Here is a 21,792-nt window from a genome sequence, read left to right as displayed (position 1 = left end):
CAGGGGAGCGGGGATGGGCGACGAGGGCGGGCAGGCCGTCGAGAGGGTCATCGTCAACTGCACGGTGGTCGACGGCAGGGCGGCCGAGGGCGCGGAGCCGGTCCGGGACGCGGCCGTCCTCGTGCGGGGGGAGCGGATCGCCGCCGTCGGGGCCCGCGCCGAGGTGGTGGCCCGGGCGCCCGGGGCCGTGCGGGTCGATCTCGGTGGGGGGTATCTCACGCCGGGGCTGGTCAACATGCACACCCACCTGTCGCTGTCGCTGCCCGGGCCCGGCGGGGAGGGCGTCAAGGCGCTCGGCCCGCACGACCTGGCCCTCTACATGGCCGACGGCGCCCGGCGCACGCTGCACTGCGGGGTGACCACCGTGCGGTGCGTGGCCGAGAAGGACCACGCCGACTTCGCGCTGCGGCGCGCGATCGACGCCGGCCGCGTCCCCGGGCCGCGGATCCACACCGCCGGGCGTGCGCTCGTCTGCACCGGCGGGCACGGCCACGAGGGCACCGACACCCTGGAGTGCGACGGCCCCGAGGAGTTCCGGCGGGGCGTCCGCGCCCAGATCAAGGCGGGCGCCGACCTCATCAAGGTCATGATCTCCGGCGGCATCGCGGGTGAGCACGAGCGCATCGACACCCCGCAGCTCTTCACCGACGAGATGGCCGCCGTCATTGAGACGGCGCACGCCTGGGGGCGCAAGGTCACCGCGCACGCCGGGCCCGCGCCCGTCATCGCCGAGGCCGTGAAGCTCGGCCTGGACTGCGTCGAGCACGGCTACCAGCTCACCCCCGACGTCGCCGCCGCGATGGCCCGGCAGGGCACCGCGCTCGTCCCGACGCTCGTCGTCACGCGCTGCGGGGCGTTCTTCGACGAGCTGGGCGTGCCCGCGTGGATGCGGGAGCGCTCGCTCGGCGCGGGGCCGAGGCACCTGGAGAGCTACGCCATGGCGCTGGCCGAGGGCGTCACGGTGCTGCTCGGCAGCGACATGCCGCCGTTCTGGTCCTTCGAGGGCACCAACGCCACGGTGCGCGAGCTGGAGCACATGGCCGAGGCCGGGCTCGGCCCGGCCGGCGCGCTGCGCGCCGCGACGCTCGGCCCCGCCCGCTGGCTCGGCGCCGAGGCCGACATCGGCGCCGTCGAGCCCGGCAGGTACGCCGACCTCGTCGCCATGGACGACGACCCCCTCGCCTCCGCCTCGGCCTTCCGCGGCGTCCGCTGGGTGATGAAGGGCGGAGAGATCGTCCGCGACGACACGGCGGGCCGCCCGTGACCGCCCGCGACCATAACGCCGGAGCCGCGGAGCCCGGGGACGGGAGGGGGGACGCGCGGCGGCACGGGACCGGGCCGACCGGCGGCCAGGAGCACGACCAGCACGACCATGGGGACATGGAGCTGTTCGACCTGCGGGTGGTCGTCGATCGCATCGAGGGCAGGTCCGTGTGCGGGATGGCGGTCGGCGACTGCTTCACCCTGGAGCGCAGCGCCCACCTGCGGCTGCCTGACGGCAGGCATTTCTGCGTGTACGCGCTGGCCGCCGTGCTGCCGTTCCTGGCGGCCAAGCAGCGCGACCTGGCCTCGGGCGACTGGCTCGCGCAGGACGCCCTGTTCGCCTGCCCGGACCCGGAGGAGCGGCTGATCATGCGCGTCGAACGCACTCGCCGCCGCCGGATGAACTCCTCCGACCTCACCTAGCCGTCGCCTGCGGACCGGCGGGCCCCCGCGACCCCGCGCCGGTCGCTCACGGCGTGCCGGACGGGGGAGAAGAGGGGGGACGAATCCATGGCGGAGGAAGCGGAGGAGTCGGCATGAGGGATGTCGAGATCGGGCTCGGGTTGCAGAGCGACAAGAGGCCCGGGGACTACGCCCGGCTGGCGCGCCGCGCGGAGGACCACGGGTTCGACGTGATCAGCGTCTTCGGCGACCTGATGTACCAGCCGCCGATCTTCCCGCTGCTGGAGATGGCCGCGGCCACCGAGCGCGTCCGGCTCGGCCCCGCCTGCCTCAACCCCTACTCGATGGCCCCGTACGAGATCGCGGGCCAGGTCGCGGCACTGGACCTCGCCTCGGACGGCCGCGCGTACCTGGGGTTGGCCCGCGGCACCTGGCTCGGCGAGGTCGGCGTCGCCCAGCCCCGCCCGCTGACCGCGCTCGCCGAGGCCGCCGAGGTCGTCCGCCGGCTGCTGGCGGGCGACGACGCCGGCTTCGAGGGCGAGGTGTTCCGCCTCGCGCCGGGGACGCGCCTGCGTTACGCCGTGCGCCGCCGGCGCCCGCCGCTGCTGATCGGCGCCTGGGGGCCGCGGGGCGCGGCGCTGGCCGGGCGGATCGCCGACGAGATCAAGGTGGGCGGCAGCGCCAACCCGGCCATGGTGCCGGTGGCGCGCGACCGGGTGCGCGCCGGGACCGGTCCCGCCGGGCGGGACCCGGACGCGGTGGGCCTGGTGTTCGGCGCGGTGACCGTCGTGGACGCCGACGGAGCCGCCGCCCGCGCCCGGGCCCGCGCCGAGGTCGCCATGTACCTGGCCGTCGTGGCCGACCTGGACCCGGTCGCCCGGGTGCCCGCCGACCTGGTGGCCCGGGTGAAGGAACTGGTCGCCGCGGGCCGGGACGAGGAGGCGGGCGCGCTGATCCCCGGCGACGTGCTCGACCTGTTCGCCTTCTCCGGCACCCCCGAGCAGGTGGCCGCCCAGGCGCAGGCCCTCATCGACGCGGGGGTGAGCCGGGTGGAGTTCGGCACGCCGCACGGCCTCACCGACGACCGCGGCGTCGAACTGCTCGGCGGGGCCGTCCTGCCCATGCTCCGCCGCACGGCCGCGGGGTAGGGGCCGTGGACGGAGGTGCCGGTGTGGGCGTTTCGGTCGTGGCGGGTCCCGGGCTGGTGGCGGACCCGCGGTTGCTGGAGGAGGTGGCCGGGGCCGAGCTGGCCGCGCTCGGGGTGCCCGGGCGGTTCACGGCCGTCTCCGGGGTCGCGGAGCTGCGCGCGGCGCTCGGCGCGGCGGGGGAGGGGCAGGCGCTCGTGGTCATGCCCGGCCCGCTCCCGGAGGCGCGGCGGCTCATCGGCCTGGTGGAGGACCACTCGCCGCGCACGGTGTGGCTGGACCTGGACCGGGTCGGGCCGATCGCGGCGGCCGGGGGCGCGGCCCACCACCAGGGGCGCGGCGTCGCCGGGCTGATCTGGGCGATCCGGCACGCCGTCCACCGCCTGAGGTGGCCGCCGCACCGGATCCCGTACGGGCCGCACGCCGACCAGTGGGCCGAGCTGCGCCTACCCGGCGACGGCCCGGAACGATACTTTGTAAAGGCGGCCTCCTGGGACAACTCCACGCTCAAGGACGCCAACCCCGCGCACGAGGACACCGACGCCGGGGAGCGGTACGCCTCCGGCGCGCGCGGCGGCTCGCGGCGCCCTCCGGAAGGGCGGGCGCCGGTCGCGGTGCTGGTCCACGGTGGGTTCTGGCGGACGATCTGGGGCGCGGACCTGATGGACGCGCTGGCCATCGACCTCGCCCGGCGCGGGTTCGCGTCGTGGAACCTCGAATACCGCCGCCCCGACCTGCACGGCTGGCAGGCGACCACCGCCGACGTGGCGGTCGGCGTGGCGGCCCTCGCGTCCGTGGACGCCCCGCTGGACCTGGACCGGGTCGCCCTCATCGGGCACTCCGCGGGCGGCCAGCTCGCGCTGCGCGCCGCGGCCGACATGGCGGCCGACACGCGCGGCGCGGCGCCGGGCGCCGTAGCGGGTTCCGCGGTGGGGCCGGCGTCCGGGCGCGTGCGGGTGGCGCTGGCCGTCTCGCTGGCCGGGATTCTGGATCTGGTCGAGGGGGAGCGGCGCCGCCTCAGCTCCGGCGGCGTGTCCGACGCGCTCGGGGGACCGCCTGAGCGGATCCCGGAGGTCTACGCCGCGGCCGGCCCCATGGAGCGGCTCCCGCTCGGCGTGCCGCAGCTGGTCGTGCAGGGCGCCACCGACGACCTGGACCTCGTGGACATCTCCCGCAGGTACGCGCGCGAGGCGGGGGAGGAGGCGTCCTACCTGGAACGCCCCGGAGACCACTGGGCGGTCATCGACCCTCATTCCCCGATCTGGCTGCTCACGGCCCGCGAGCTGGCGGCCCGCCTCAGTCCTCGATAGGGGAGAGGGCGCGCCAGGGGAGCGGGCTGGAGAGCATCATCATGCTGGAGGGCTGGCCGTAGGGCGCCAGGCGGTCGATGAGCTCCTCGAAGGCGGGCATCGAGGTGGTGGCGACGCGCAGCAGGCAGCACGTGTCGCCGGTGACCCGGTGGACCTCCACGATCTCGGGCCAGGCCAGCGCCTGGGGGTCGCGCAGCACGCACCGCACGCCGTAGCAGGACATGCGGATCAGCGCGCCGACCTTGCGTCCCGCGCGGGCCAGGTCGACGCGGGCGTGGTAGCCGGCGATCACGCCGGACTCCTCCAGCCGCCGCACCCGCTCGGCCACGGCCGGCGCCGAGAGGTGCACCCGGCGGGAGAGCTCACTGTAGGACAGCCTCGCGTCCGCCTGCAGTTCGGCCAGCAGGGCCCAGTCCATCGCGTCCACGGTCACGCTCCGTCATCCGCAAACCGGAATCCGATTTGCACCTTTCATCCAGAAAGCCGGACGGCAGAATCGCTGCTGGCCCAGTATTTCACTAAAATTCTTCCTAAGTGAACATGGAGGTGAAACGGGGAGGCGGACATGACGACGAGAAGGCGGATCGGCCTGGCGGGCGCGCGGCGGCGCCCCTCCCGGGCCGTGGCCGATCACGGTGCGCCCAAACTGGAGTTCACCTCCGGGACGCCGTACGACGACTACGTGGCGGCCGAGGCGCTGCACGGGCTGCAACGGCCCGTCACCGACCTGCCCGAGGAGCGCGCGTTCCTCGTCACCACCCAGGTGATGGAGCTCTACTTCGGGCTGATCCGCGCCGAGTGGCGGCTGGCGCAGCGGCTGCTGGACGCCGACGACATCGTCGCGGCGACCGCCGTCCTGGCCAGGAGCGTGCGCTACTTCGAGGCGCTCAACGCCTCCTGGGCGGCGCTGTCGTGGCTGACCCCCGCGCAGTTCAACTCCTTCCGCGACGCGCTCGGCGAGGCGTCGGGATTCCAGTCCGCCATGTACCGCCACCTGGAGTTCCTGCTCGGCAACAAGTCCGAGCCGCTCACCCGCCCGCACCGGCGCAACCCCCGCGTGTACCAGGAACTGGTGGCCGCGCTGCGCGCGCCGAGCCTGTACGACAGCGTGCTCGCCCTGCTCGCCCGGCGCGGGTTCGACCTCCCGCCCGCCGCCGACCCGGCCGCCGAGTACGTCCCGAGCCCTCAGGTCGAGGCCGCCTGGGTGAAGGTCTACGCCGAGGGCGGCCCCGGCGAGGACCTGTGGACGCTCGCCGAGACGCTCACCGACCTGTCGGAGCGGTTCTCCGACTGGCGCTACCGCCACCTGATGGCCGTGCGCCGCTCCATGGGCGCCAAGCCCGGGTCGGGCGGGTCGAGCGGCCTGACGTGGCTGGAGCGCAGCCTGCGGCGGGACGTGTTCCCCGAACTGTGGTCGGCGCGCACGGCCATGTGACGGGGCCGGATGTTCACGCCGTTCACGTCCTGCTGAACACGCGCCAGATAGGCCGCTTATGGGCTCAGTACAGACGTGGCGTGACCACCGACACCACCGTCGTCACCTGGTCGGTGTCGTTGTACATGCTGTGCGGCACCGTCGAACGCAGGTGGACGCTGTCCCCGGGGAACAGCCGGTGCTCCACGCCCTCGACCTCGTACAGCAGCTCGCCCTCCAGGACGAACGCGAACTCCTCCCCGGCGTGCCCGTAGGCGTCCTCGCGCCGGCCGCCCGGGGCGATCCGCACGAGCAGCGGCTCCAGCACCAGGTGCGGCCCCCGGGAGGACAGCATGCGGTAGGTCTGCTGCCCGGAGACGTACTCGGTGGCCGCCTCCGCCCTGCGGGTGAGGGTGAAGTGGAATGGCAGCCGCGTCACCTTGTCCTCGTCGCCGGACGGCGGGTCGCCGTCGAAGAAGTCGGCCACGCTGCGGTCCAGCGCCGCGGCGACGCCGTTCAGCGCGGTCAGGCCGATGGAGGAGATACCCCGCTCGACCTGGGACAGGAAGCCGATCGACAGCCCGGAGCGCGTGGAAAGGCCGCGCAGCGTCATGCCGCGTTCCTTGCGGAAGCGGCGCATCCGGGCGCCCACGGCCTCCGCGTGGTCGTCACCGGCGTCGCGGCTCCGGTGCTCCGACATGCCCACCCGAAACTCCCCCTCCGCGTCGCATACCTCGCCGCACGATATTTCACAACAACCGCCTGGCGCGTGCCAACCCGTGCCCGCCCGGCGCGGGGGCCCGGCGGGGCGTTCCCGTGACCGCGCGATGACCGGCCGTCCGCCTTCGGCCCCTCACCATGGAGAACTCATGGGGTATCCCTGGCGCCGCCGGGGGTAGGGAAGCGCGGGTGAAGGCCCGAGCGAACGAACCGCGGGGCGACTCCGCCCCGGTACCGATGACCGTCGACCTCGAACTGTCCGTAAACGGACGGCCATATCCCCTTTCCGTTGACACGCGGGAGACCCTGCTCGACACCCTCCGCGAACGCCTCGGCCTCGCCGGCGCCAAGAAGGGCTGCGACCACGGCCAGTGCGGGGCGTGCACGGTCCTGGTGGACGGCAGGCGCGTCACCGCGTGCCTGACGCTCACGGTGACCGTCGACGACCGTCCGATCACGACCGTCGAGGGGCTGGAGGGCCCCGGCGGCCTGCACCCGCTGCAGAAGGCGTTCATCGAGCACGACGCCTTCCAGTGCGGCTACTGCACCCCCGGGCAGCTCTGCTCGGCGGCCGGGATGCTGGAGGAGGCGGACCGGGGCTGGCCGAGCGCGGTCACCGCCGACGTCGCCGCCGACCGTCCGGTCCTGGACGAGGAGGAGATCCGCGAGCGCATGAGCGGCAACCTGTGCCGCTGCGGCGCCTACCCCGGTATCGTCGCGGCGATCGCGGAGGTGTCGCGATGAGGCCCTTCGCCTACGCGCGTCCCGCCGACGCGCGCTCGGCCGTGGCCGCGCTCGGCGACGGCGCGGTCTACCTCGGCGGCGGCACCAACCTCGTCGACCTGATGCGGCTCGGCGTGGTCACGCCCGGCACGCTGGTCGACGTCAGCCGCCTCGCCGCCGACGTGATCGAGGAGACCCCCGGCGGGGGCCTGCTGGTCGGCGCGGGCGTGCGCAACGGCGACCTGGCCGCCCACCCGCTGGTGCGGCGCCGCTACCCGATGCTCGCCCAGGCGCTGCTGTCGGGCGCCTCCGGCCAGCTCCGCAACATGGCCACCGTGGGCGGCAACCTGCTGCAGCGCACCCGCTGCGCCTACTTCCAGGACGTCACCAAGCCGTGCAACAAGCGCGAGCCGGGCTCGGGCTGCCCGGCGCGCACCGGCGACCACCGCAACCTGGCGATCCTCGGCCACTCCGAGAGCTGCGTGGCCACCCACCCCTCCGACATGGCGGTCGCGCTGGTCGCGCTCGGCGCGCTGGTGCGCGTGGAGGGCCCCGGCGGCGCGCGCGCCGTCCCCATGCCGGGCCTGCACCGCCTGCCCGGCGACGACCCGAGCCGCGACACCGTGCTGGAACCGGGCGACCTGATCACGGCGGTCGAGCTGCCCGCGCTGCCGCTCGCCGCGCGCTCCCGCTACCGCAAGGCCCGCGACCGCGCCTCGTTCTCCTTCGCGGTCCTGTCGGTCGCCGCGGCGCTGGAGGTGGACGGCGGCGTGGTGCGCGACTGCCGCATCGCCCTCGGCGCCGTCGCGCACGCGCCCTGGCGGGCCGAGGCGGCCGAGGCCGCGCTGCGCGGCGCCCCGGCCACCGAGGCCGCGTTCGCGCGGGCCGCCGACGCCGAGCTCGCCGCCGCCCGGCCGCTGCCCCGCAACGGCTTCAAGGTGCCGCTCGCCCGCAACCTGCTCGTACGCGTGCTCGCCGACCTCGCGGAGATGCCATGACCACCACGGACGTCAGGTACGTCGGATCGGCCCTGGACCGGGTGGACGGCGTGGAGAAGGTCACCGGCGCCGCCCGCTTCGCCTTCGAGTACCGCCCCCGCGACCTGACCTACGCCGCGCCCGTGCAGGCCACGATCGCCAGGGGCGAGATCAAGGGCCTGGACGCCGGCGCCGCGCTCAAGGTGCCCGGGGTGATCGCGGTGATCTGGCACGGCAACGCGCCGCGCCTCGCGCCGAGCGACGCCGCCGAGCTGTCGGTGCTGCAGTCGCCGCGCGTCGCCTACCGGGGCCAGTACGTCGCGGTCGTGGTCGCCGAGACGCTGGAGGCCGCCCAGGAGGCCGCCGCGCTGCTGCGCCCGGAGTACGCCGAGGAAGGGCACGACGTCGAGCTGCGCGCCGACCATCCCCGCTTGTACCGGCCCGAGCACGTCAACCCGCGCTACCCCGCCGACGACGAGCGCGGCGACCCCGACGCGGCCCTGGCCTCGTCCCCGGTCGTCGTGGACGCCACCTACACCACCCCCGCCGAGCACAACAACCCGATGGAGCCGCACGCCGCGATCGCCGAGTGGGACGCGGGCGGGCTGACGGTCCACGACTCCACCCAGCAGCCGTCGGGGCTGCGCGGCCAGCTCGCGCCGCTGTTCGGCATGCCGCCCGAGCAGGTGCGGGTCATCGCGCCGTACGTCGGCGGCGGCTTCGGGTCCAAGGGCCGGGCACACCCGTACGTGGTGCTCGCGGCGCTGGCGGCCAAACAGGTCGGCCGTCCGGTCAAGCTGGCGGTGACGCGGCGCGAGATGTTCGCGGTCACCGGCTACCGCACCCCGACGATCCAGCGGGTGCGGCTCGGCGCCGAGGCCGACGGCAGGCTGGGCGCGATCGTCCACGAGGTGTGGGAGCAGACCTCGACGCTCGCGGAGTTCGCCGAGCAGACCGCCGTCGTCACCCGCATGATGTACGCCGCGCCGCACCGGCGCACCACCCACCGGCTGGTCAGGCTGGACGTCCCCACCCCGTCGTGGATGCGCGCGCCGGGCGAGACCCCGGGCATGTTCGCGCTGGAGTCGGCGATGGACGAGCTGGCCGTGGCCTGCGGTGTGGACCCGATCGAGTTGCGGGCGCGCAACGAGCCCGCCGCGGACCCCGACACCGGGCTGCCGTTCAGCTCACGCAACCTGCTGGCCTGCCTGCGCGAGGGGGCCGGGCGGTTCGGCTGGGAGGACCGGGACCCGCGCCCGGGGGTGCGGCGGCGCGGCGGGCTGCTGTACGGCACCGGCGTGGCCTCCTCGACCTACCCGGCCTACCGCGCGCCTGCCCAGGCCACCGCGCGCGCCGAGCCGGACGGCTCCTACACCGTGCGGATCGCCGCCGCCGACATCGGCACCGGCGCCAAGACGGTCCTGACCCAGATCGCGGCCGACGCCCTGCGCGCCCCGGTCGCGCTGGTGCGGGTGGAGATCGGCGACAGCGCGCTGCCGCAGGCCCCGGTGGCGGGCGGGTCGATGGGCACCGCCTCGTGGGGCACCGCGGTCGTGCGGGCCTGCGAGGCGCTGACGCGCGAGCTGGAGGAGTCGGGCGGCCGGGTGCCGCCCGGCGGCGCCGAGGCGTCGGCCGCCACCGCCCAGGAGATCAAGGAGCAGGAGAAGTACGCGCGGCACGCCTTCGGCGCGCAGTTCGCCGAGGTCGCCGTGGACGCCGCCACCGGCGAGACGCGGGTGACCCGCCTGCTCGGGGTGTTCGCCGCCGGGCGGATCGTCAACCCCAAGACGGCACGCTCGCAGTTCGTCGGGGGCATGACGATGGGCCTGTCGATGGCGCTGATGGAGGAGAGCGTCATGGACGACCGGTTCGGCGACTACCTGAACCACGACCTGGCCCAGTACCACATCGCCGCCCACGCCGACGTGCCGGACGTGCGGGCGTACTGGGTGGAGGAGGACGACCCGCACCTCAACCCGATGGGGGCGAAGGGCATCGGCGAGATCGGCATCGTGGGCACCGCGGCCGCGGTGGCCAACGCCGTCCACCACGCGACCGGCGTGCGGGTCCGCGACCTGCCCATCCGCCTGGACCGCCTGGTGCGCTGAGGCGCGGTGCCCCGGCTGTCGCGCCCGGACCGGCTCGCCGACGTCGCGCCCGGCTGGCTGGTGGAGGCCGTGCGCCCGGCGTCGGCCCGCCCCGAGTGGGGGCCCATGCTGCGCATGGCGGCCTCCGTCGTCGTCCCGCTGGTGGTGGCCCTGCTCACCGGGCAGCTCGTCCGGGGGCTGCTGCCCGCGATGGGCGGCATGGCGGCGGGGCTGGCCGACCGCGGCGGGTCCTACAGGGCGCGGCTGATCCGGGTGGCCTCGGCGGGGGTGGGCGGCGCGACCGGCTACGTGGTCGGGCACGCCATGCGGGGGGCGGGCTGGTGGGCGGTCGCGGGCGTGGCCCTGGTCGCGGTGGTGGCGGCGCTGGTCAGCACGGCCGGGGACGCCGGGTCGATCGGCTCGCTGCAGCTCCTGGTGATGACGGTGATCGCCCAGGGGGTGCCGTTCCGCGAGGCCGGGGCGTACGGCGCCCTGGCCTACTTCTCCGGGGCGCTGTGGGCGCTGATCCTGTCCCTGGCGGGCTGGCCCTTCCGGCCGCGCGCGGCGGAGGCGGCCGCGGTGGCGGGGGTCTACCGCGCGCTGGCCCGTCTCGCCGAGGATCCCGGCGCGCCCGGCGGGCCGCTGGCGGCGTTCGACGACGCGATCAAGCGGGCGTACGAGGTGGTGTTCGGGGCGCGCTCGGGGGCCTCGGGCCCCGACGCCGAGCGCACCCACCTGGTGGCCCTGCTCAACCAGGCCGCGCAGATCCGCCACGCGCTGGTCTCGCTGACCCAGGAGGGCCGCGACCCTCCTCCTGAGGTCGTGGACGCGGTCCGCGCGCTCGCCGAGGCCGTGGAGCGCGGCCGCCACCCTCCGGGCCTGCGCCTGGAGCCGTCCTCGCCCGCGCTGTCCGCGCTGTGCTCGGCGGTGAACGGGGCCACCGACCTGGTGTGCGCCGAGGCGCGCGGCGACCTGGACGCCGCGGAGATGCCCTACGAGCCGGTGGGACGGGCGGCGCGGCTGGCGGCGATCTGGCGGCGGGTGTGGTCGGGCCCCCTCACCCGCGTCTACACCGCCCGCCTCACGCTGTGCATGGGCGCGGCGGCGGCGCTCAACGAGCTGCACTGGCTGGAGCGGTCGTACTGGACCACGCTGACCGTCGCGCTGGTGCTCAAGCCCGACTTCGGCTCGGTGTTCGCGCGGGCGGTACAGCGGGGGCTCGGCACGGTCGCCGGGGCCGTCATCGGCACCGTGATCCTGTGGGCCGTCCCCTACGGCCCGGCCATCCTGGCCCCGATCGCCGTCTTCGCCGCGCTGCTGCCGTACGGACGGCAGCGCAACTGGGGGCTGATGTCGACGTTCCAGGTGCCGCTGGTGGTGCTGCTGGTCGACCTGCTGACCGGAGGGGGGCCGCGGCTGGCGGAGATCCGGCTGGTGGACACGCTGGCCGGGTGCGGCATCGTGCTGCTGCTCGGCTACCTGCCCTGGCCGGCGAGCTGGCACGCGCCCGTGCGGCCCCGGTTCGCCGACGCGGTCGCGGCGATCGCCCGCTACGTGCGCCACGCCTTCGACCCCGCCCACCCGGGCCGTGCCACGCTGCGGCGGGAGGCGTTCGACGCGCTGGCCGACCTGCGCACGGTCTTCCAGCGGGCGGTGACGGAACCGCCCGTGGTGAGCCGGCGCGTGACCACGTGGATGGCCCCGATGACCGCGCTGGAGCAGGTCGCGGACGCCACCGCCGCCACGGTCGCGCGCACCGAGCACGGCGCGCCGCCGCCGTCGCCGGAGTCGGTGCGGGAGGCGGCGCGGTCCCTGGAGGGGATCGCCGGCGCGGTGCGGGAGGGCAGGCCGGTGCACGGCCCCGGCCCGGCCACCGAGGGGCCGCTGGAACGGGTGAACCGCGCCGTGTGCGGCCTCAGGGAGACCCTGTCCGGCCGGGAGTGACCCCTGGCGGGGCCGCGGAGCCCAGTTATCGGAGCGATATATCCGGTTATTACCGTTCAAGCCTATTCTTCCGGCCGTTTGCCGGTCGCGCGATCGACACTTTCCAGGCAACGTTGGAAAGATGAGAACCGATTCCCCCGCGTCAGAAGGCGGACCTCTCTGGCGAACCCATGGAGCCTTGGACTTGCCCGAAGTATATGCTTTGGAGATCAATATGGCTTTTGGCCGTTGATATCCACTGCCACACGCCAACCGCACCACCGACCAAGGAGGGCTTCAAGGGTGTCGGCGCAGGAAAGACGGCTCTCGGCGATCGGGGAGGCCGCGGCAGAGGTCCTCCGCCACACCGACTACCACCTGGTCAGGGCCGAGGACGTCGCGGCGGCCGTGCGGCTCTCGCGGGAGGGGCACAGCGGGCGGCGCAGCGCCGTCTGGCTCTACAACGAGGTCAAGAGCAGGCGCGTCCTGGTGGCGCTCGCCCTGCGGCACGCCTTCGTGGAGTTCGCCGAGCGCGCCGGCCCCCGGGAACGGCTCGACACGCCCTGCGCGCTCGTCGAGGCGCGCGACCTGCTCACCCAGGCGCTGCTGCTGGTGGCGCGCTTCCACCGGGCCGAGGCGTTCCTCACCCAGCAGGTCCAGCTCGGCATCGGCGACATCGCCACCTCGGAGAAGCGCCAGTCCGCGCCCCAGGAGCCCCCGGGCTGGCCCGACAGCGCCCTCGGCCGCGCCGCCTCCGCCGGCTGGTCGGGCCGGGTCGTCGCCTACGCCGACCACCTGGCCCCCGTGATCGCCGCCGCGGCCCGCGCGGTCTGCCTGCCGCCGCCCGGCTGGGCGCGGGCGTGCGCGGAGAAGCTGTCGGACCTGGCGTTCGACGCGCTCACCGACGACCCCGACGGCCCGGTCGACCGGCAGGCCGCGGCGCTCGGCGCGCACTGGTACGAACGGCACCTGGTGCCGCTGGCCGGCACGTGGATCAACGACCTGGACGTCGCCGAGCGCGCCAGGGACGTGGCCCGCAGGTCCGCGCCCGGCACCCCCGCCGAGGCCGACGCCCAGGCCGGCGTGCTGCGCTCGCTGCTCGACACCGGCATCCTGCTGAAACGCGCGGCCCGCGAGGCCGGGGAGCTGTCCGGGCTGCTGCCCGCCCCCGGCGCGGGCCCGGCGCCGGCGGGCGGGGCGGGCCTGCGCAGCCGGTGCGACGTGCAGAACCGGCGGGGCCTCGCGCTGCTGCGGTACGGCGACCTGGAGGCCGCCCAGGCGGGCTTCGAGTACTCGCTGGAGATCGCCGAGGAGGAGAAGGGCCTGGCCCCCGAGGAGACCGCCGCCTACGCCGCCCGCGCCCGCCACCATCTCGGTGAGACGCTGGTCGAGGCCGGGCGCCCGGTGGAGGGACGGCGGCTGATCGAGCAGGCCCGCACCGCCAGCGTCGAGCAGGCCCGCGCGGCGGGCGAGGACGACCGGACCGGCGGAGGCGAGGAGCCGGGCGCCGCGTCCCAGGCGTGGCGGCGGCTCACGCTGACCGCCCAGGCCGCCGCGCTCGCCGCCGTGCGAGCGGGACGGGTCGTGGAGGGCCTGCGCGAGGCCGAGGCCGTGGTCACCGACCGGCAGGCCCGCCTGGGCGACCTGGGCGACATCAACGTGGTCGCCGCCCGCGTCTCGCTGGGGGAGGCGCTGCTGGAGGCCGGCCAGCCCATCGAGGCGCGCCACCTGCTCCAGGAGGCCGGGCGGCAGCGCGCCGACCTGCTCCAGCCGACGGCGTACTGGCCCAACCACGACATCGTCCGCGTCGCCCAGGCCGAGCTGGTGCTGCGCGACCCCGGCACCGTGCTGCGGCTGCTGGAGCGCGCGCCCGTCCTGGACGACTGGTTCGCCGCGCAGGTCTCCTTCCGGCTGTGGGCGCAGGCCCGCGTCCTGCACGCGCGGGCGCGGGCGCTCGGCGAGGAGCGCGGCGCCGCGGTGACCGCGCTCGGCGAGCTGGCCGCCCTGCTCGCCCCCGCCGGCTCCGACGCCCTGCTGCTGTCGGTGCGCCGCGCGCTCGCCGAGACCCTGCTGGGCAGCGGCGAGCCCGAGGAGGCGCTCGGCGTGCTGCGGACCGTCCAGGCCGTCGAGTCCGGCGCGGCCGACCCGCCGGCGCGGGCCAGGACGCTGCTGCTCGCGGCGCGCTGCGAGGACGCGCGCGGCGACGACAAGGCCGCCTCCCGGCACCGCGCGGCCCTCGCGGGCCTGGCGTCGGCCGGGCTCGACCCCCGCCACCCCCTGCTGCTCGAAGGCCGCTACGACGAGGCGGCGCGCCGCTTCGAGACCGGCCGGTTCGACGGCCTGGACGAGCTGCTGGCGCCGCTGCTGGACCGCGAGCCGCTCGCCCACGGCCGCCCCGCGCTCGGGGACGGCAATCCCCTGCTCCTCAAGGCGGTGGCGCTGGCCGACCGCAGCGGCGCCGTGCGCCTGCCCCGCGCCCCGCGCCAGATCCTCTGGGAGGACGCCTGAGGCCCTTCCCCGGGCGTCTCAGGCGCCGCCCTGACGCCTGCCCCGGCGCGGCCGGGCCGGGTCGCCGTCCGGACGGGCGGCGGGCGCGCCCGGGACCTCCGCCAGCGCCAGCGCGAAGTCCTGCCCGGGGTCGGTGTACCAGCGCACCGGCACGTACCCGGCCCGCGCCAGCTCGCGCTCCAGCAGGTAGCGGTAGAACTTGGCGCTGATCTCCGTGCGCATCTCCTCGCCCGCCCGGAACCCCACCTCCAGGGACGGCACGCGGAAGCGCACCCGCATCGTCCGCGTCGCGCGCAGGCGCATCTCGATCCGGTGCCGCCGCGCGTCGTACAACGCCACGTGCGCGAACGCCTCGGGCGCGAAGTCGGCGCCGAGCTCGCGGTTCAGCACCGCGAGCACGTTGCGGTTGAACGCCGCGGTCACCCCGGCGGCGTCGTCGTAGGCGGCGACGAGCCGCCCGGTGTCCTTGACCAGGTCGGCGCCGAGCAGCAGGCAGTCGCCGGGGACGAGCGTCTCGCGCAGCGCGGCCAGGAACGACGCCCGCGCCTCCTCCTCCAGGTTGCCGAGCGTCCCGCCCAGGAAGGCCACCAGGCGCCTGCCGATCCGGGGCAGCAGCGCCAGGTGCCGTTCGAAGTCGGCGCGCACCGCCCACACCGCCAGGCCCGGGTGCGCGGCCGACACCCGCCGCGCCGCCGCCTCCAGCGTCTCGCCGTCCACGTCCACCGGCGTGTAGGTCCTGAGCGTGCCCGCCTCGCGCAGGGCCTCCAGCAGCAGCGCGGTCTTCTCGCTGGTGCCTGAGCCCAGCTCCACCAGGTTCTCGGCCCCGGTCAGCCGGGCGATCTCGGGCGCGTGCTCGCGCAGCAGGCCGAGCTCCCGGCGGAAGGGGTAGTACTCGGGCAGCCGGGTGATCCGCTCGAACAGCGCGCTCCCCGTGGCGTCGTAGAACCACTTGGGCGGCAGCCACTTGGGGCAGGCGGTCAGCCCGGCCAGGACGTCCCGCGCGAGGGCCTCGCGGGCGTGCCCGGGCCCGATGTGGTCGACGGTGTACAGGAACGGCAGCGGAATCTGGGTGACGGACACGCGAACCTCCTGAGGTGACCGGTGAACAGGTGGCGACGGGCCGGTGAACCGCGGGACGCCCCGGGCCGGGGCGCGTCACAGCGGCTGGACGCGCGCCCCGTCGGGCGTGGCGAGGACGATATGCCGGTCGGGCACGGGCTCCCAGCCCGGCCGGTCGTCCAAGGGCTCGCTGGCGAGCAGCACCCCCTGGCCCAGGTGCAGGAACAGGGTCTCGTTCCAGGCCGTGGCCGCGATCGTGGCGCCGTCGCAGACCAGCAGGTTCAGCCGGGCGGCGGGGTCGGCGCGCCCCGCCAGCCCGACCACCTCGGCCGCCGCCGCGCCGGGCCGCGCGCCCGCGCCGAGCCGCGCGAACACCGCCGCGGCCAGCCATGCCGAGTCGCACGGGCTCTCGGGGGAGCGGTCCCCGGCCAGCGGGCGCACCGCCGCGCGGTCCACCCGCCCGTTGTGGCTGAGCAGCCAGCGCCCCTCGGCGAACGGCGCGGTGGCCGACTCCTCGATCGGCATGCCGGGGCTGGCCGAGCGCACGGCGGCCATCAGGCAGCCTGAGCGCGCGGCCCGGGCCAGGCCGGGCAGGTTGGCGTCGGCCCAGATCGGGACGCCGCGCCGGTAGCGCACCGGCTCGGGTCCCGCGGCCGGGTCGTACCAGCCCACCCCGAAGCCGTCGGCGTTCACCGTGCCGCACCGCTGCATCCGCGGCGCGTACGCCTGCCGGCACAGCCCGTGGGCGGGGTCCTGGAGCAGCGAGGCGAGCGCGCGGGGGGCGCCGAGCCACGCCGCGTGCCGGCACACCTACGCCTCCTCGGGCGAGGCCGGGCGCGCGCAGCGGAACCCCGCGAAGATCTGCCGCCGGATCGGCAGGTCCCAGTTGCGGAAGGCGGCGCGCACGGCCAGGGCATGGGTGGCCCACGAGCCGCCGCGCAGCACCCGGTGGTCGCGGCCGAAGAACACCTCGCTGTACTCCCGGTAAGGGAACGCGCTGAACCCGGGATAGGGCAGGAACCACGACCCCGTCCACTCCCAGACGTCTCCGATCATCTGCTCGGCCCCGTAGCGGCTCGCGCCCGCGGGGAACGCGCCCGCCGGGGCCGGCCGCGACGCGCGGTGCCCCAGGTTGGCGTGCCCGGGCCCGGGCACGGCGTCGCCCCACGGGTAGGCGCGGGCGCGGCCGGCGCGGGGATCCCAGGCGCAGGCCTTCTCCCACTCGGCCTCGGTGGGCAGCCTCCTGCCCGCCCAGCGGGCGTAGGCGTCGGCCTCGTACCAGCTCACGTGCTGCACGGGCTCCTCCGGCGGCACCGGCTCCATCCGGCCGAACCGGGAGCGCCACCACGCGCCGCCCGGCTCGCGGGTCCAGTACAGCGGGGCCGTCACGCCCTGGCGCACGCGCCAGCGCCATCCGCGCGGATCCCACCAGCGGGAGTCGTCGTACCCGCCGTCCTCGGCGAACGCCGCGAAGGCGCCGCACGTCACCGGCAGGCGGTCGATCCAGTACGCGGGCAGGTCCACCTCGTGGGCGGGCCGCTCGTTGTCGTAGGCCCAGGGGTCGGCGCCCGCGCCCATGCGGAACGGGCCGGCGGGGACGAGCACCTCGTCCGGGCCGCCGGGCCGTCCCGGCGGCAGCGCGCCGTCGCGCACGAGCCCGGGACGGCCCGACAACTGCAGCGTGGCCAGCATCGTCTCGTCGTGCTGGTGCTCGTGCTGGAGCACCAGCCCGAAGGCGAAGCCGCCGGCGCGCAGCGGATCGGGCCCGTACAGGTCCCCGTCCTGCATCAGGTCCAGCACGTCCAGCACCCGGCCGCGGACCCCGGCGATGTAGGTGCGGGCCTCGGCGGGGCCGAGCAGAGGCAGGAGGGGGCGCTCCTTACGCGGGTGGGCGAAGGCGTCGTACAGCGTGTCGATCTCCGGGCGGGTCGGCTCGGCGCCGGCCAGCGCGCGCAGCACCCACAGCTCCTCGTAGTTGCCGACGTGCGCCAGGTCCCAAACCAGCGGGGACATCAGCGGGGAGTGCTGGCGCACCAGCAGGTCGTCGTCGATGTCGGTGTAGGCCAGCGAGCGGCCGCGGCCCTCCTCCAGGCCGGCGGCGATGCGGTCCTTCAGCCGCGTCGCCGCGGTCACGCCACGACCTCCTCGCTCAGCCAGGCCAGCGGGCCCGCGCCCGGCTCGCGGGCGCGGCGCAGCGCCTCGGCGGCGGGGGACCGCCCGGGGACGACGTGCCGCTCGGCGTAGCACTCCACGTCGGCGACCAGCCACGGCTCGGCCCCGAGCCGGGGGAGGGCCAGGGCGGCGGCGCGGAAGCACTCCTCGGCGGCGCGCCGCGCGCGCGGGTCGCCGAGGCCGACCCGCGCGGCGTGCCACCAGCGGTCGGCCAGGGGCGCGGCGGCGGCCAGGGCCGCGTCGGCGGCCCGGTCGTCCAGCAGCAGGGCGCCGGTGACGGCCACGCAGACGGGCCACCAGCGCGTCGGCAGCGCGTCGAGGTAGCGGACCTCCAGCCACCCGCGCGGGCGTACCGGCGGGAACACGGTGGTGGCGTGGTAGGCGAGGTCGCGCGCCGTGGGCGGGTGCCCGGCGAGGTGGGGCGAGCGCGTCCAGTCGGCGAACGTGGCCCGGCTGGGGGAGGGCGGGCGGCGGGCGCCCTTCTCACGCAGGAGCATGAGCCGGGCGTCCATGAGGTAACGCGCCCAGGCGGCGGCCGGGTCGTCCTCCCACACCACCGGGCGGGTGCGCGTGGGGTCCAGGTGCAGCCAGACGGCCTGGCGTCCCGACATCCACCCGCACGGCCGCGAACCGGTCAGCGGCGAGTTGGCGAAGGCGGCGTTCAGGACGGGGCCGAGGGCGCAGGCGCGCTCCCAGCGGACCACCGGCCGGGGACCGAGGTCCACGTTGACCTGGATGGACGCCGACAGGCACATCATCAGCGGGCCGTAGGGGACGCCGAGCAGGTCGGCCATCGCCTCGTAGCGCGGCGCGCGGAGCTGGCGCACGGGCGGCCGGATCGGGTCCAGGCCGATCCCGGCCAGCAGTAGGCCGTCGTCGCCGAGGGCGCGGCGCGCGGTGTCCAGGTCGGCGGCCACCTGGCGCACCGCCCGGGCCAGCGGGGCCGGGGGGCCGGACAGTTCGAGCTGGCCGCCGGGCTCGAAGCTGAGGGCGCTGCCGCGCGTCAGCGGGGGAAGGGCGTCGATGATCCGGGACACGCCGACCTGCCGCGTGGGGTCGGCGCGGTCGAAGACCAGGAACTCCAGCTCGATCCCGACCCGGTCGCCGGGGGAGCCTTGGAAGCACCTGTGGGCGAACTCCTCCACGTCCGCCAGGCCGCGGACCCGCGCGTCGCTGTTCTCCGTACCGATCATGGAACCTCCTAGGGCGAGGCGTGGACGGTCGGCAGAGCCGTGGAGACCTCCTTCGGAAACGGCGGAAACGGCGGAAACGACGGAAGCGGGTGGCGGGCGGGGCGCGGCGCGGCCCCGGAAACGCGCACACCGGTGCGAAAGCGTGAACAGGTCGCGAAGGGGTCCCGAAGACGCGCGGAGAAGTCGGAAAAGGCGGCCGGAGGCGGGCAGATGCGTGGAAACAAGGCGTCCGTCCGGTCGTTGGCGACGCCGGCGGGCGACTAATCACCTCGTACCCGGCATTCCACCATTTGAAGCACTAAATAGGATTAGTGCCGCAAAACATATGATCTCCCCAATATGGGGATCTTGTCTGATAAAGGGGATGTAAGGGGCGGCCCGTCGAGCTCCGGCCTGTCCTCTTGTGGCCGTACGGCGCCGCGACACGCGCGTCCCCCGGATGGCGCTCGCCCCGGGGTGGTGCGGGGAACGCGCAGGTCGCCCGCGAGGTGCCCGCGTCAAGCGTTTTCGGCGGCAAAAGTGGGCGCCGCCCAGCAGGCCCCGGGCGGCTCGGCGGCGGCGTGGACACGCTGCGTGGTGATCTGGATACTTCCGGTGACGAACCGAAGATCCCCAGCCCCCGACGCCCCGGGGAACGCGACGGTGCGTCCCGTCGCCGGCCGCGCGAGACGGGGCGGGGAACCATTCGAAGGAGAGACGCCATGCACCCCAAGAAGCTCTGGACGCTCGGGGCGGTCGCCGCCGCCTGCTGCGCGGGGCTCGCCACGATCGCCGCCGCCCCCGCCTCCGGCGCGGCCACCGTCCCGGCCCCAGCCCCGGCCGCCGCGCGCCCGGCCGCCGACTTCACCGGCTACCAGATCGTCAAGCTGCCCAACGCCAACGTGCCGAACTTCCAGCGCCGCACCGTGTACTGCCCCAACGGCAAGCGGGCGGTCGGCGGCGGCGCCGAGGCGCAGGGCAACGACGCCATCCTCGTCGGCAGCTTCCCCACCGAGGACGGCAGGGGCTGGATCGGCCTCGGCCGCCAGAACCGCTACGCCGACGTGGGCATCAGCGTCTACGCCATCTGCGCCGCCGCGAGCTGAGACGTCCCCTCCCGCGCCCTCGCACGAGGACCCTCCCTTCGGTCCCCGCGCGGGGGCGCCCCGCGGCCGCCGGCGGACCGGGCCCGCCGGCGGCCGCCCCTTGTCCCGGCCCGCCTAGAACAGGCGGGCCCGCGTGGCCACCGCGACGCCCGGGTCGTCGGAGAACACCCCGTCCACGCCCAGGCCGTACAACCGCTCCAGCCAGCCGGTGACGTCGCCGGTGGCGCGCGGGAACGCCGGGCTCGCCGAGTCGCCGAGCCGGTAGTCCACCGGGAGCTGCGAGTTCTCCGGGCGGATCGTCCAGGTGTGCACCTTCAGGCCACGGCGGTGCGCGTCCTTGATCAGCGTGGTCGGCCGCAGCAGCCTGCCGTCGGGGCCCGCCGGGACGATCCGCGTGGTGGCCACCCCCACGCCGTCGGCGTACCCGGCCACCTCGCGCAGCCCCTCCGGGGTCACCATGTCGGCGTAGGTGCGCCTGTCGCCGGCCGCCACCCAGTCGTAGGGGGCGCCGCTGCCGTTGACGAGCTGGATCAGCGGCAGGCGGGTCAGCCGGCGCAGCGCCTTGAGGTTCCCGGTCTCGAACGACTGGATGAACACCGGCGCGCGCGAGCCGTCGAGGCCGTGGCGCTTCAGCGTCGCCAGCAGCGGCTCCTCCAGCGACAGCCCGATCGCGTCGAAGTGGCTCGGGTGCTTGGTCTCGGGGTAGACGCCCACGCCGTTCCCGCGCGCGAGGTCGAGCACCTCGTCGAAGGTCGGGATCAGCGCCAGCCCGTTGAACGCGGTGTTGTCCGGGCGCAGGTCGGGGACGCGCTCCTCGGCGCGCAGCGTGCGCAGCTCCGCCAGCGTGAAGTCCTCGGTGAACCAGCCGGTCACCGCCACGCCGTCGATGGTCTTGGTCGCCCTGCGCGCGGCGAACTCGGGGTGGTTCTCGACGTCGGTGGTGCCGCCGATCTCGTTCTCGTGCCGGGCGACCAGCACGTGGTCCTTGGTGGACACCAGGTCAGGCTCGATGTAGTCGGCTCCCAGCTTGATCGCGGCCTCGTACGACAACAGCGTGTGCTCAGGCCGGATGGCACTGGCACCGCGGTGGCCGATGACGATGGGCTCGCCGCCGTGGTGGTCACGGTCTCCGGCGGTCGCGGTCCGCGGAAACGCGATGGCCACCATCGCCCCGGCCGCGAGCACCGCCAGCGTCGACTTCTTCATGTCCGGGCACACCCCACTCTCGTGATCCGCGGGGCACGCTAACGGCCGCACCTGTACCGGGGGTGGCGGGACGGTTAACGATCAACGGCCTCGGCGTCCCGGCCCGACAGCCAGGCGCGGGCGCGCTCCAGGTGCGCGTCGGTCAGCCCCGTGCGGGGATCCACGTCGACCAGCAGGAACTCGCCCACGCCGGGGTGGTCCTTCAGGTACTGCCAGTCGGGGACGCCGAGGCTGTCGTCGAACCAGACGAACGGCCGCCTGGCGACGTACTCGGCGACGTGCCGGGTCTTGAAGTGCTCGCCCGCGCGCGTGCCCGGGTCGCCGTTCACCGCGATGACCGGCAGCGCGGGCAGGCGCAGGCGCGGGGCGATCTCGGCGTTGGCGTGCTCCTCCCAGGTGGTGGCCCAGGCCAGCTCGGCGCCGGTGTCGCGGGCCAGCGCCGCCAGCTTGGCGCCGTGCCGGGCGTCGAGCAGGATCCGGTAGGAGCGGCCGTCCAGCACGCACTCGTGGCGGCGCAGCCGCAGGGAGTGGCGCCTGGCCGGGTTGAGCACCCCGTCCACGTCCAGAAGTACCAGGGGACGCTTCGTCACGTGCCGCTCCTCGGT

General features: G+C 75.5%; 19 protein-coding genes. 11 read left to right on the top strand and 8 right to left on the bottom strand.

All coding sequences use genetic code 11. The features are described from left to right. Window positions 1-13 precede the first annotated feature (13 nt). The 4 genes from BJ982_RS27975 to BJ982_RS27960 all read left to right on the top strand — a co-directional run bounded on the left by BJ982_RS27975 (window position 14) and on the right by BJ982_RS27960 (window position 4,120). Window positions 14-1,264: an amidohydrolase family protein gene (locus BJ982_RS27975; RefSeq protein ID WP_184884922.1), complete on the top strand. Its 1,251-nt coding sequence runs from the start codon at window positions 14-16 to the stop codon at window positions 1,262-1,264. Between the two features lie 116 nt (window positions 1,265-1,380). Then, window positions 1,381-1,686: a TIGR04076 family protein gene (locus BJ982_RS27970; protein WP_184884920.1), complete on the top strand. Its 306-nt coding sequence runs from the start codon at window positions 1,381-1,383 to the stop codon at window positions 1,684-1,686. Between the two features lie 113 nt (window positions 1,687-1,799). Then, entirely contained in the window at window positions 1,800-2,813 is a 1,014-nt protein-coding gene (locus tag BJ982_RS27965) for an LLM class flavin-dependent oxidoreductase (RefSeq protein ID WP_184884918.1), read from the top strand. Between the two features lie 23 nt (window positions 2,814-2,836). Continuing rightward, complete coding sequence (locus tag BJ982_RS27960; protein WP_239122672.1) at window positions 2,837-4,120, top strand: alpha/beta hydrolase family protein; 1,284 nt, start codon at window positions 2,837-2,839, stop codon at window positions 4,118-4,120. Here BJ982_RS27960 and BJ982_RS27955 read toward each other — a convergent pair. Beyond that, window positions 4,107-4,538 (bottom strand): Lrp/AsnC family transcriptional regulator, encoded by a 432-nt coding sequence (locus BJ982_RS27955; RefSeq protein ID WP_203958842.1) that lies wholly within the window; start codon window positions 4,536-4,538, stop codon window positions 4,107-4,109. The genes BJ982_RS27960 and BJ982_RS27955 overlap by 14 nt on opposite strands. Window positions 4,539-4,685: 147 nt before the next feature. Between BJ982_RS27955 and BJ982_RS27950 the strand changes: the two genes are divergently transcribed. Further along, window positions 4,686-5,555, top strand: a complete 870-nt coding sequence (locus tag BJ982_RS27950) for a tryptophan 2,3-dioxygenase (protein ID WP_184884916.1) — start codon at window positions 4,686-4,688, stop codon at window positions 5,553-5,555. Between the two features lie 64 nt (window positions 5,556-5,619). On the opposite strand, the gene BJ982_RS27945 is transcribed toward BJ982_RS27950, so the two are convergent. After that, window positions 5,620-6,234 carry a cupin domain-containing protein gene (locus tag BJ982_RS27945; RefSeq protein WP_184884914.1) on the bottom strand — a complete coding sequence of 205 codons (615 nt, stop codon included), beginning with the start codon at window positions 6,232-6,234 and terminating at the stop codon, window positions 5,620-5,622. A gap of 257 nt (window positions 6,235-6,491) precedes the next feature. Between BJ982_RS27945 and BJ982_RS27940 the strand changes: the two genes are divergently transcribed. The 5 genes from BJ982_RS27940 to BJ982_RS27920 all read left to right on the top strand — a co-directional run bounded on the left by BJ982_RS27940 (window position 6,492) and on the right by BJ982_RS27920 (window position 14,472). Further along, window positions 6,492-6,998, top strand: a complete 507-nt coding sequence (locus BJ982_RS27940) for a (2Fe-2S)-binding protein (protein ID WP_184889428.1) — start codon at window positions 6,492-6,494, stop codon at window positions 6,996-6,998. After that, on the top strand, window positions 6,995-7,975 hold the full coding sequence (locus BJ982_RS27935; RefSeq protein ID WP_184884912.1) for an FAD binding domain-containing protein: 981 nt from the start codon (window positions 6,995-6,997) through the stop codon (window positions 7,973-7,975). Before BJ982_RS27940 ends, BJ982_RS27935 begins: the two co-directional genes overlap by 4 nt. Continuing rightward, complete coding sequence (locus BJ982_RS27930; protein WP_184884910.1) at window positions 7,972-10,062, top strand: xanthine dehydrogenase family protein molybdopterin-binding subunit; 2,091 nt, start codon at window positions 7,972-7,974, stop codon at window positions 10,060-10,062. The genes BJ982_RS27935 and BJ982_RS27930 overlap by 4 nt, the downstream gene beginning before the upstream one ends. 6 nt (window positions 10,063-10,068) lie before the next feature. Continuing rightward, window positions 10,069-11,985, top strand: coding sequence for an FUSC family protein (locus BJ982_RS27925; protein WP_184884908.1), 1,917 nt, complete (start codon window positions 10,069-10,071; stop codon window positions 11,983-11,985). A gap of 282 nt (window positions 11,986-12,267) precedes the next feature. After that, window positions 12,268-14,472: a hypothetical protein gene (locus BJ982_RS27920; protein ID WP_184884906.1), complete on the top strand. Its 2,205-nt coding sequence runs from the start codon at window positions 12,268-12,270 to the stop codon at window positions 14,470-14,472. 18 nt (window positions 14,473-14,490) lie between these two features. Here the strand turns inward: BJ982_RS27920 and egtD are convergent, their stop codons facing one another. The 4 genes from egtD to BJ982_RS27900 all read right to left on the bottom strand — a co-directional run bounded on the left by egtD (window position 14,491) and on the right by BJ982_RS27900 (window position 18,896). Then, window positions 14,491-15,522 (bottom strand): L-histidine N(alpha)-methyltransferase, encoded by a 1,032-nt coding sequence (gene egtD, locus BJ982_RS27915; protein ID WP_221483017.1) that lies wholly within the window; start codon window positions 15,520-15,522, stop codon window positions 14,491-14,493. Window positions 15,523-15,627: 105 nt separating this feature from the next. Further along, on the bottom strand, window positions 15,628-16,341 hold the full coding sequence (egtC, locus tag BJ982_RS27910; protein WP_184884902.1) for an ergothioneine biosynthesis protein EgtC: 714 nt from the start codon (window positions 16,339-16,341) through the stop codon (window positions 15,628-15,630). Beyond that, on the bottom strand, window positions 16,342-17,664 hold the full coding sequence (gene egtB / locus BJ982_RS27905; RefSeq protein ID WP_203958838.1) for an ergothioneine biosynthesis protein EgtB: 1,323 nt from the start codon (window positions 17,662-17,664) through the stop codon (window positions 16,342-16,344). After that, window positions 17,661-18,896: a glutamate-cysteine ligase family protein gene (locus BJ982_RS27900; RefSeq protein ID WP_184884900.1), complete on the bottom strand. Its 1,236-nt coding sequence runs from the start codon at window positions 18,894-18,896 to the stop codon at window positions 17,661-17,663. Before BJ982_RS27900 ends, egtB begins: the two co-directional genes overlap by 4 nt. A 701-nt stretch (window positions 18,897-19,597) precedes the next feature. Between BJ982_RS27900 and BJ982_RS27895 the strand changes: the two genes are divergently transcribed. Next, a complete protein-coding gene (locus tag BJ982_RS27895; RefSeq protein ID WP_184884898.1) occupies window positions 19,598-19,981 on the top strand; it encodes a hypothetical protein in 384 nt (127 codons plus the stop codon). A gap of 114 nt (window positions 19,982-20,095) precedes the next feature. Here BJ982_RS27895 and BJ982_RS27890 read toward each other — a convergent pair whose 3' ends face one another. Together BJ982_RS27890 and BJ982_RS27885 are read right to left on the bottom strand one after the other, a co-directional pair. Beyond that, window positions 20,096-21,187, bottom strand: a complete 1,092-nt coding sequence (locus BJ982_RS27890) for a glycerophosphodiester phosphodiesterase (RefSeq protein ID WP_184884896.1) — start codon at window positions 21,185-21,187, stop codon at window positions 20,096-20,098. 74 nt (window positions 21,188-21,261) lie between these two features. Further along, on the bottom strand, window positions 21,262-21,777 hold the full coding sequence (locus BJ982_RS27885) for an HAD domain-containing protein (RefSeq protein ID WP_184884894.1): 516 nt from the start codon (window positions 21,775-21,777) through the stop codon (window positions 21,262-21,264). Window positions 21,778-21,792 lie beyond the last annotated feature (15 nt).

The sequence above is a fragment of the Sphaerisporangium siamense genome (assembly GCF_014205275.1).
GTDB lineage: Bacteria > Actinomycetota > Actinomycetes > Streptosporangiales > Streptosporangiaceae > Sphaerisporangium > Sphaerisporangium siamense.
The sequence above is the reverse complement of the archived record's forward strand: the minus strand, read 5'-3'. Positions and strand labels throughout refer to the sequence as shown.

What these genes read in the sequence shown, in the direction of transcription:
- BJ982_RS27975 (WP_184884922.1), top strand. Translation starts at nt 14, where the DNA reads ATGGGCGACGAGGGCGGGCAGGCCGTCGAGAGGGTCATCGTCAACTGC.
- BJ982_RS27970 (WP_184884920.1), top strand. Translation starts at nt 1,381, where the DNA reads ATGGAGCTGTTCGACCTGCGGGTGGTCGTCGATCGCATCGAGGGCAGG.
- BJ982_RS27965 (WP_184884918.1), top strand. Translation starts at nt 1,800, where the DNA reads ATGAGGGATGTCGAGATCGGGCTCGGGTTGCAGAGCGACAAGAGGCCC.
- BJ982_RS27955 (WP_203958842.1), bottom strand. Translation starts at nt 4,538, where the DNA reads ATGGACTGGGCCCTGCTGGCCGAACTGCAGGCGGACGCGAGGCTGTCC.
- BJ982_RS27950 (WP_184884916.1), top strand. Translation starts at nt 4,686, where the DNA reads ATGACGACGAGAAGGCGGATCGGCCTGGCGGGCGCGCGGCGGCGCCCC.
- BJ982_RS27945 (WP_184884914.1), bottom strand. Translation starts at nt 6,234, where the DNA reads ATGTCGGAGCACCGGAGCCGCGACGCCGGTGACGACCACGCGGAGGCC.
- BJ982_RS27940 (WP_184889428.1), top strand. Translation starts at nt 6,492, where the DNA reads ATGACCGTCGACCTCGAACTGTCCGTAAACGGACGGCCATATCCCCTT.
- BJ982_RS27935 (WP_184884912.1), top strand. Translation starts at nt 6,995, where the DNA reads ATGAGGCCCTTCGCCTACGCGCGTCCCGCCGACGCGCGCTCGGCCGTG.
- BJ982_RS27930 (WP_184884910.1), top strand. Translation starts at nt 7,972, where the DNA reads ATGACCACCACGGACGTCAGGTACGTCGGATCGGCCCTGGACCGGGTG.
- BJ982_RS27900 (WP_184884900.1), bottom strand. Translation starts at nt 18,896, where the DNA reads ATGATCGGTACGGAGAACAGCGACGCGCGGGTCCGCGGCCTGGCGGAC.
- BJ982_RS27895 (WP_184884898.1), top strand. Translation starts at nt 19,598, where the DNA reads ATGCACCCCAAGAAGCTCTGGACGCTCGGGGCGGTCGCCGCCGCCTGC.
- BJ982_RS27890 (WP_184884896.1), bottom strand. Translation starts at nt 21,187, where the DNA reads ATGAAGAAGTCGACGCTGGCGGTGCTCGCGGCCGGGGCGATGGTGGCC.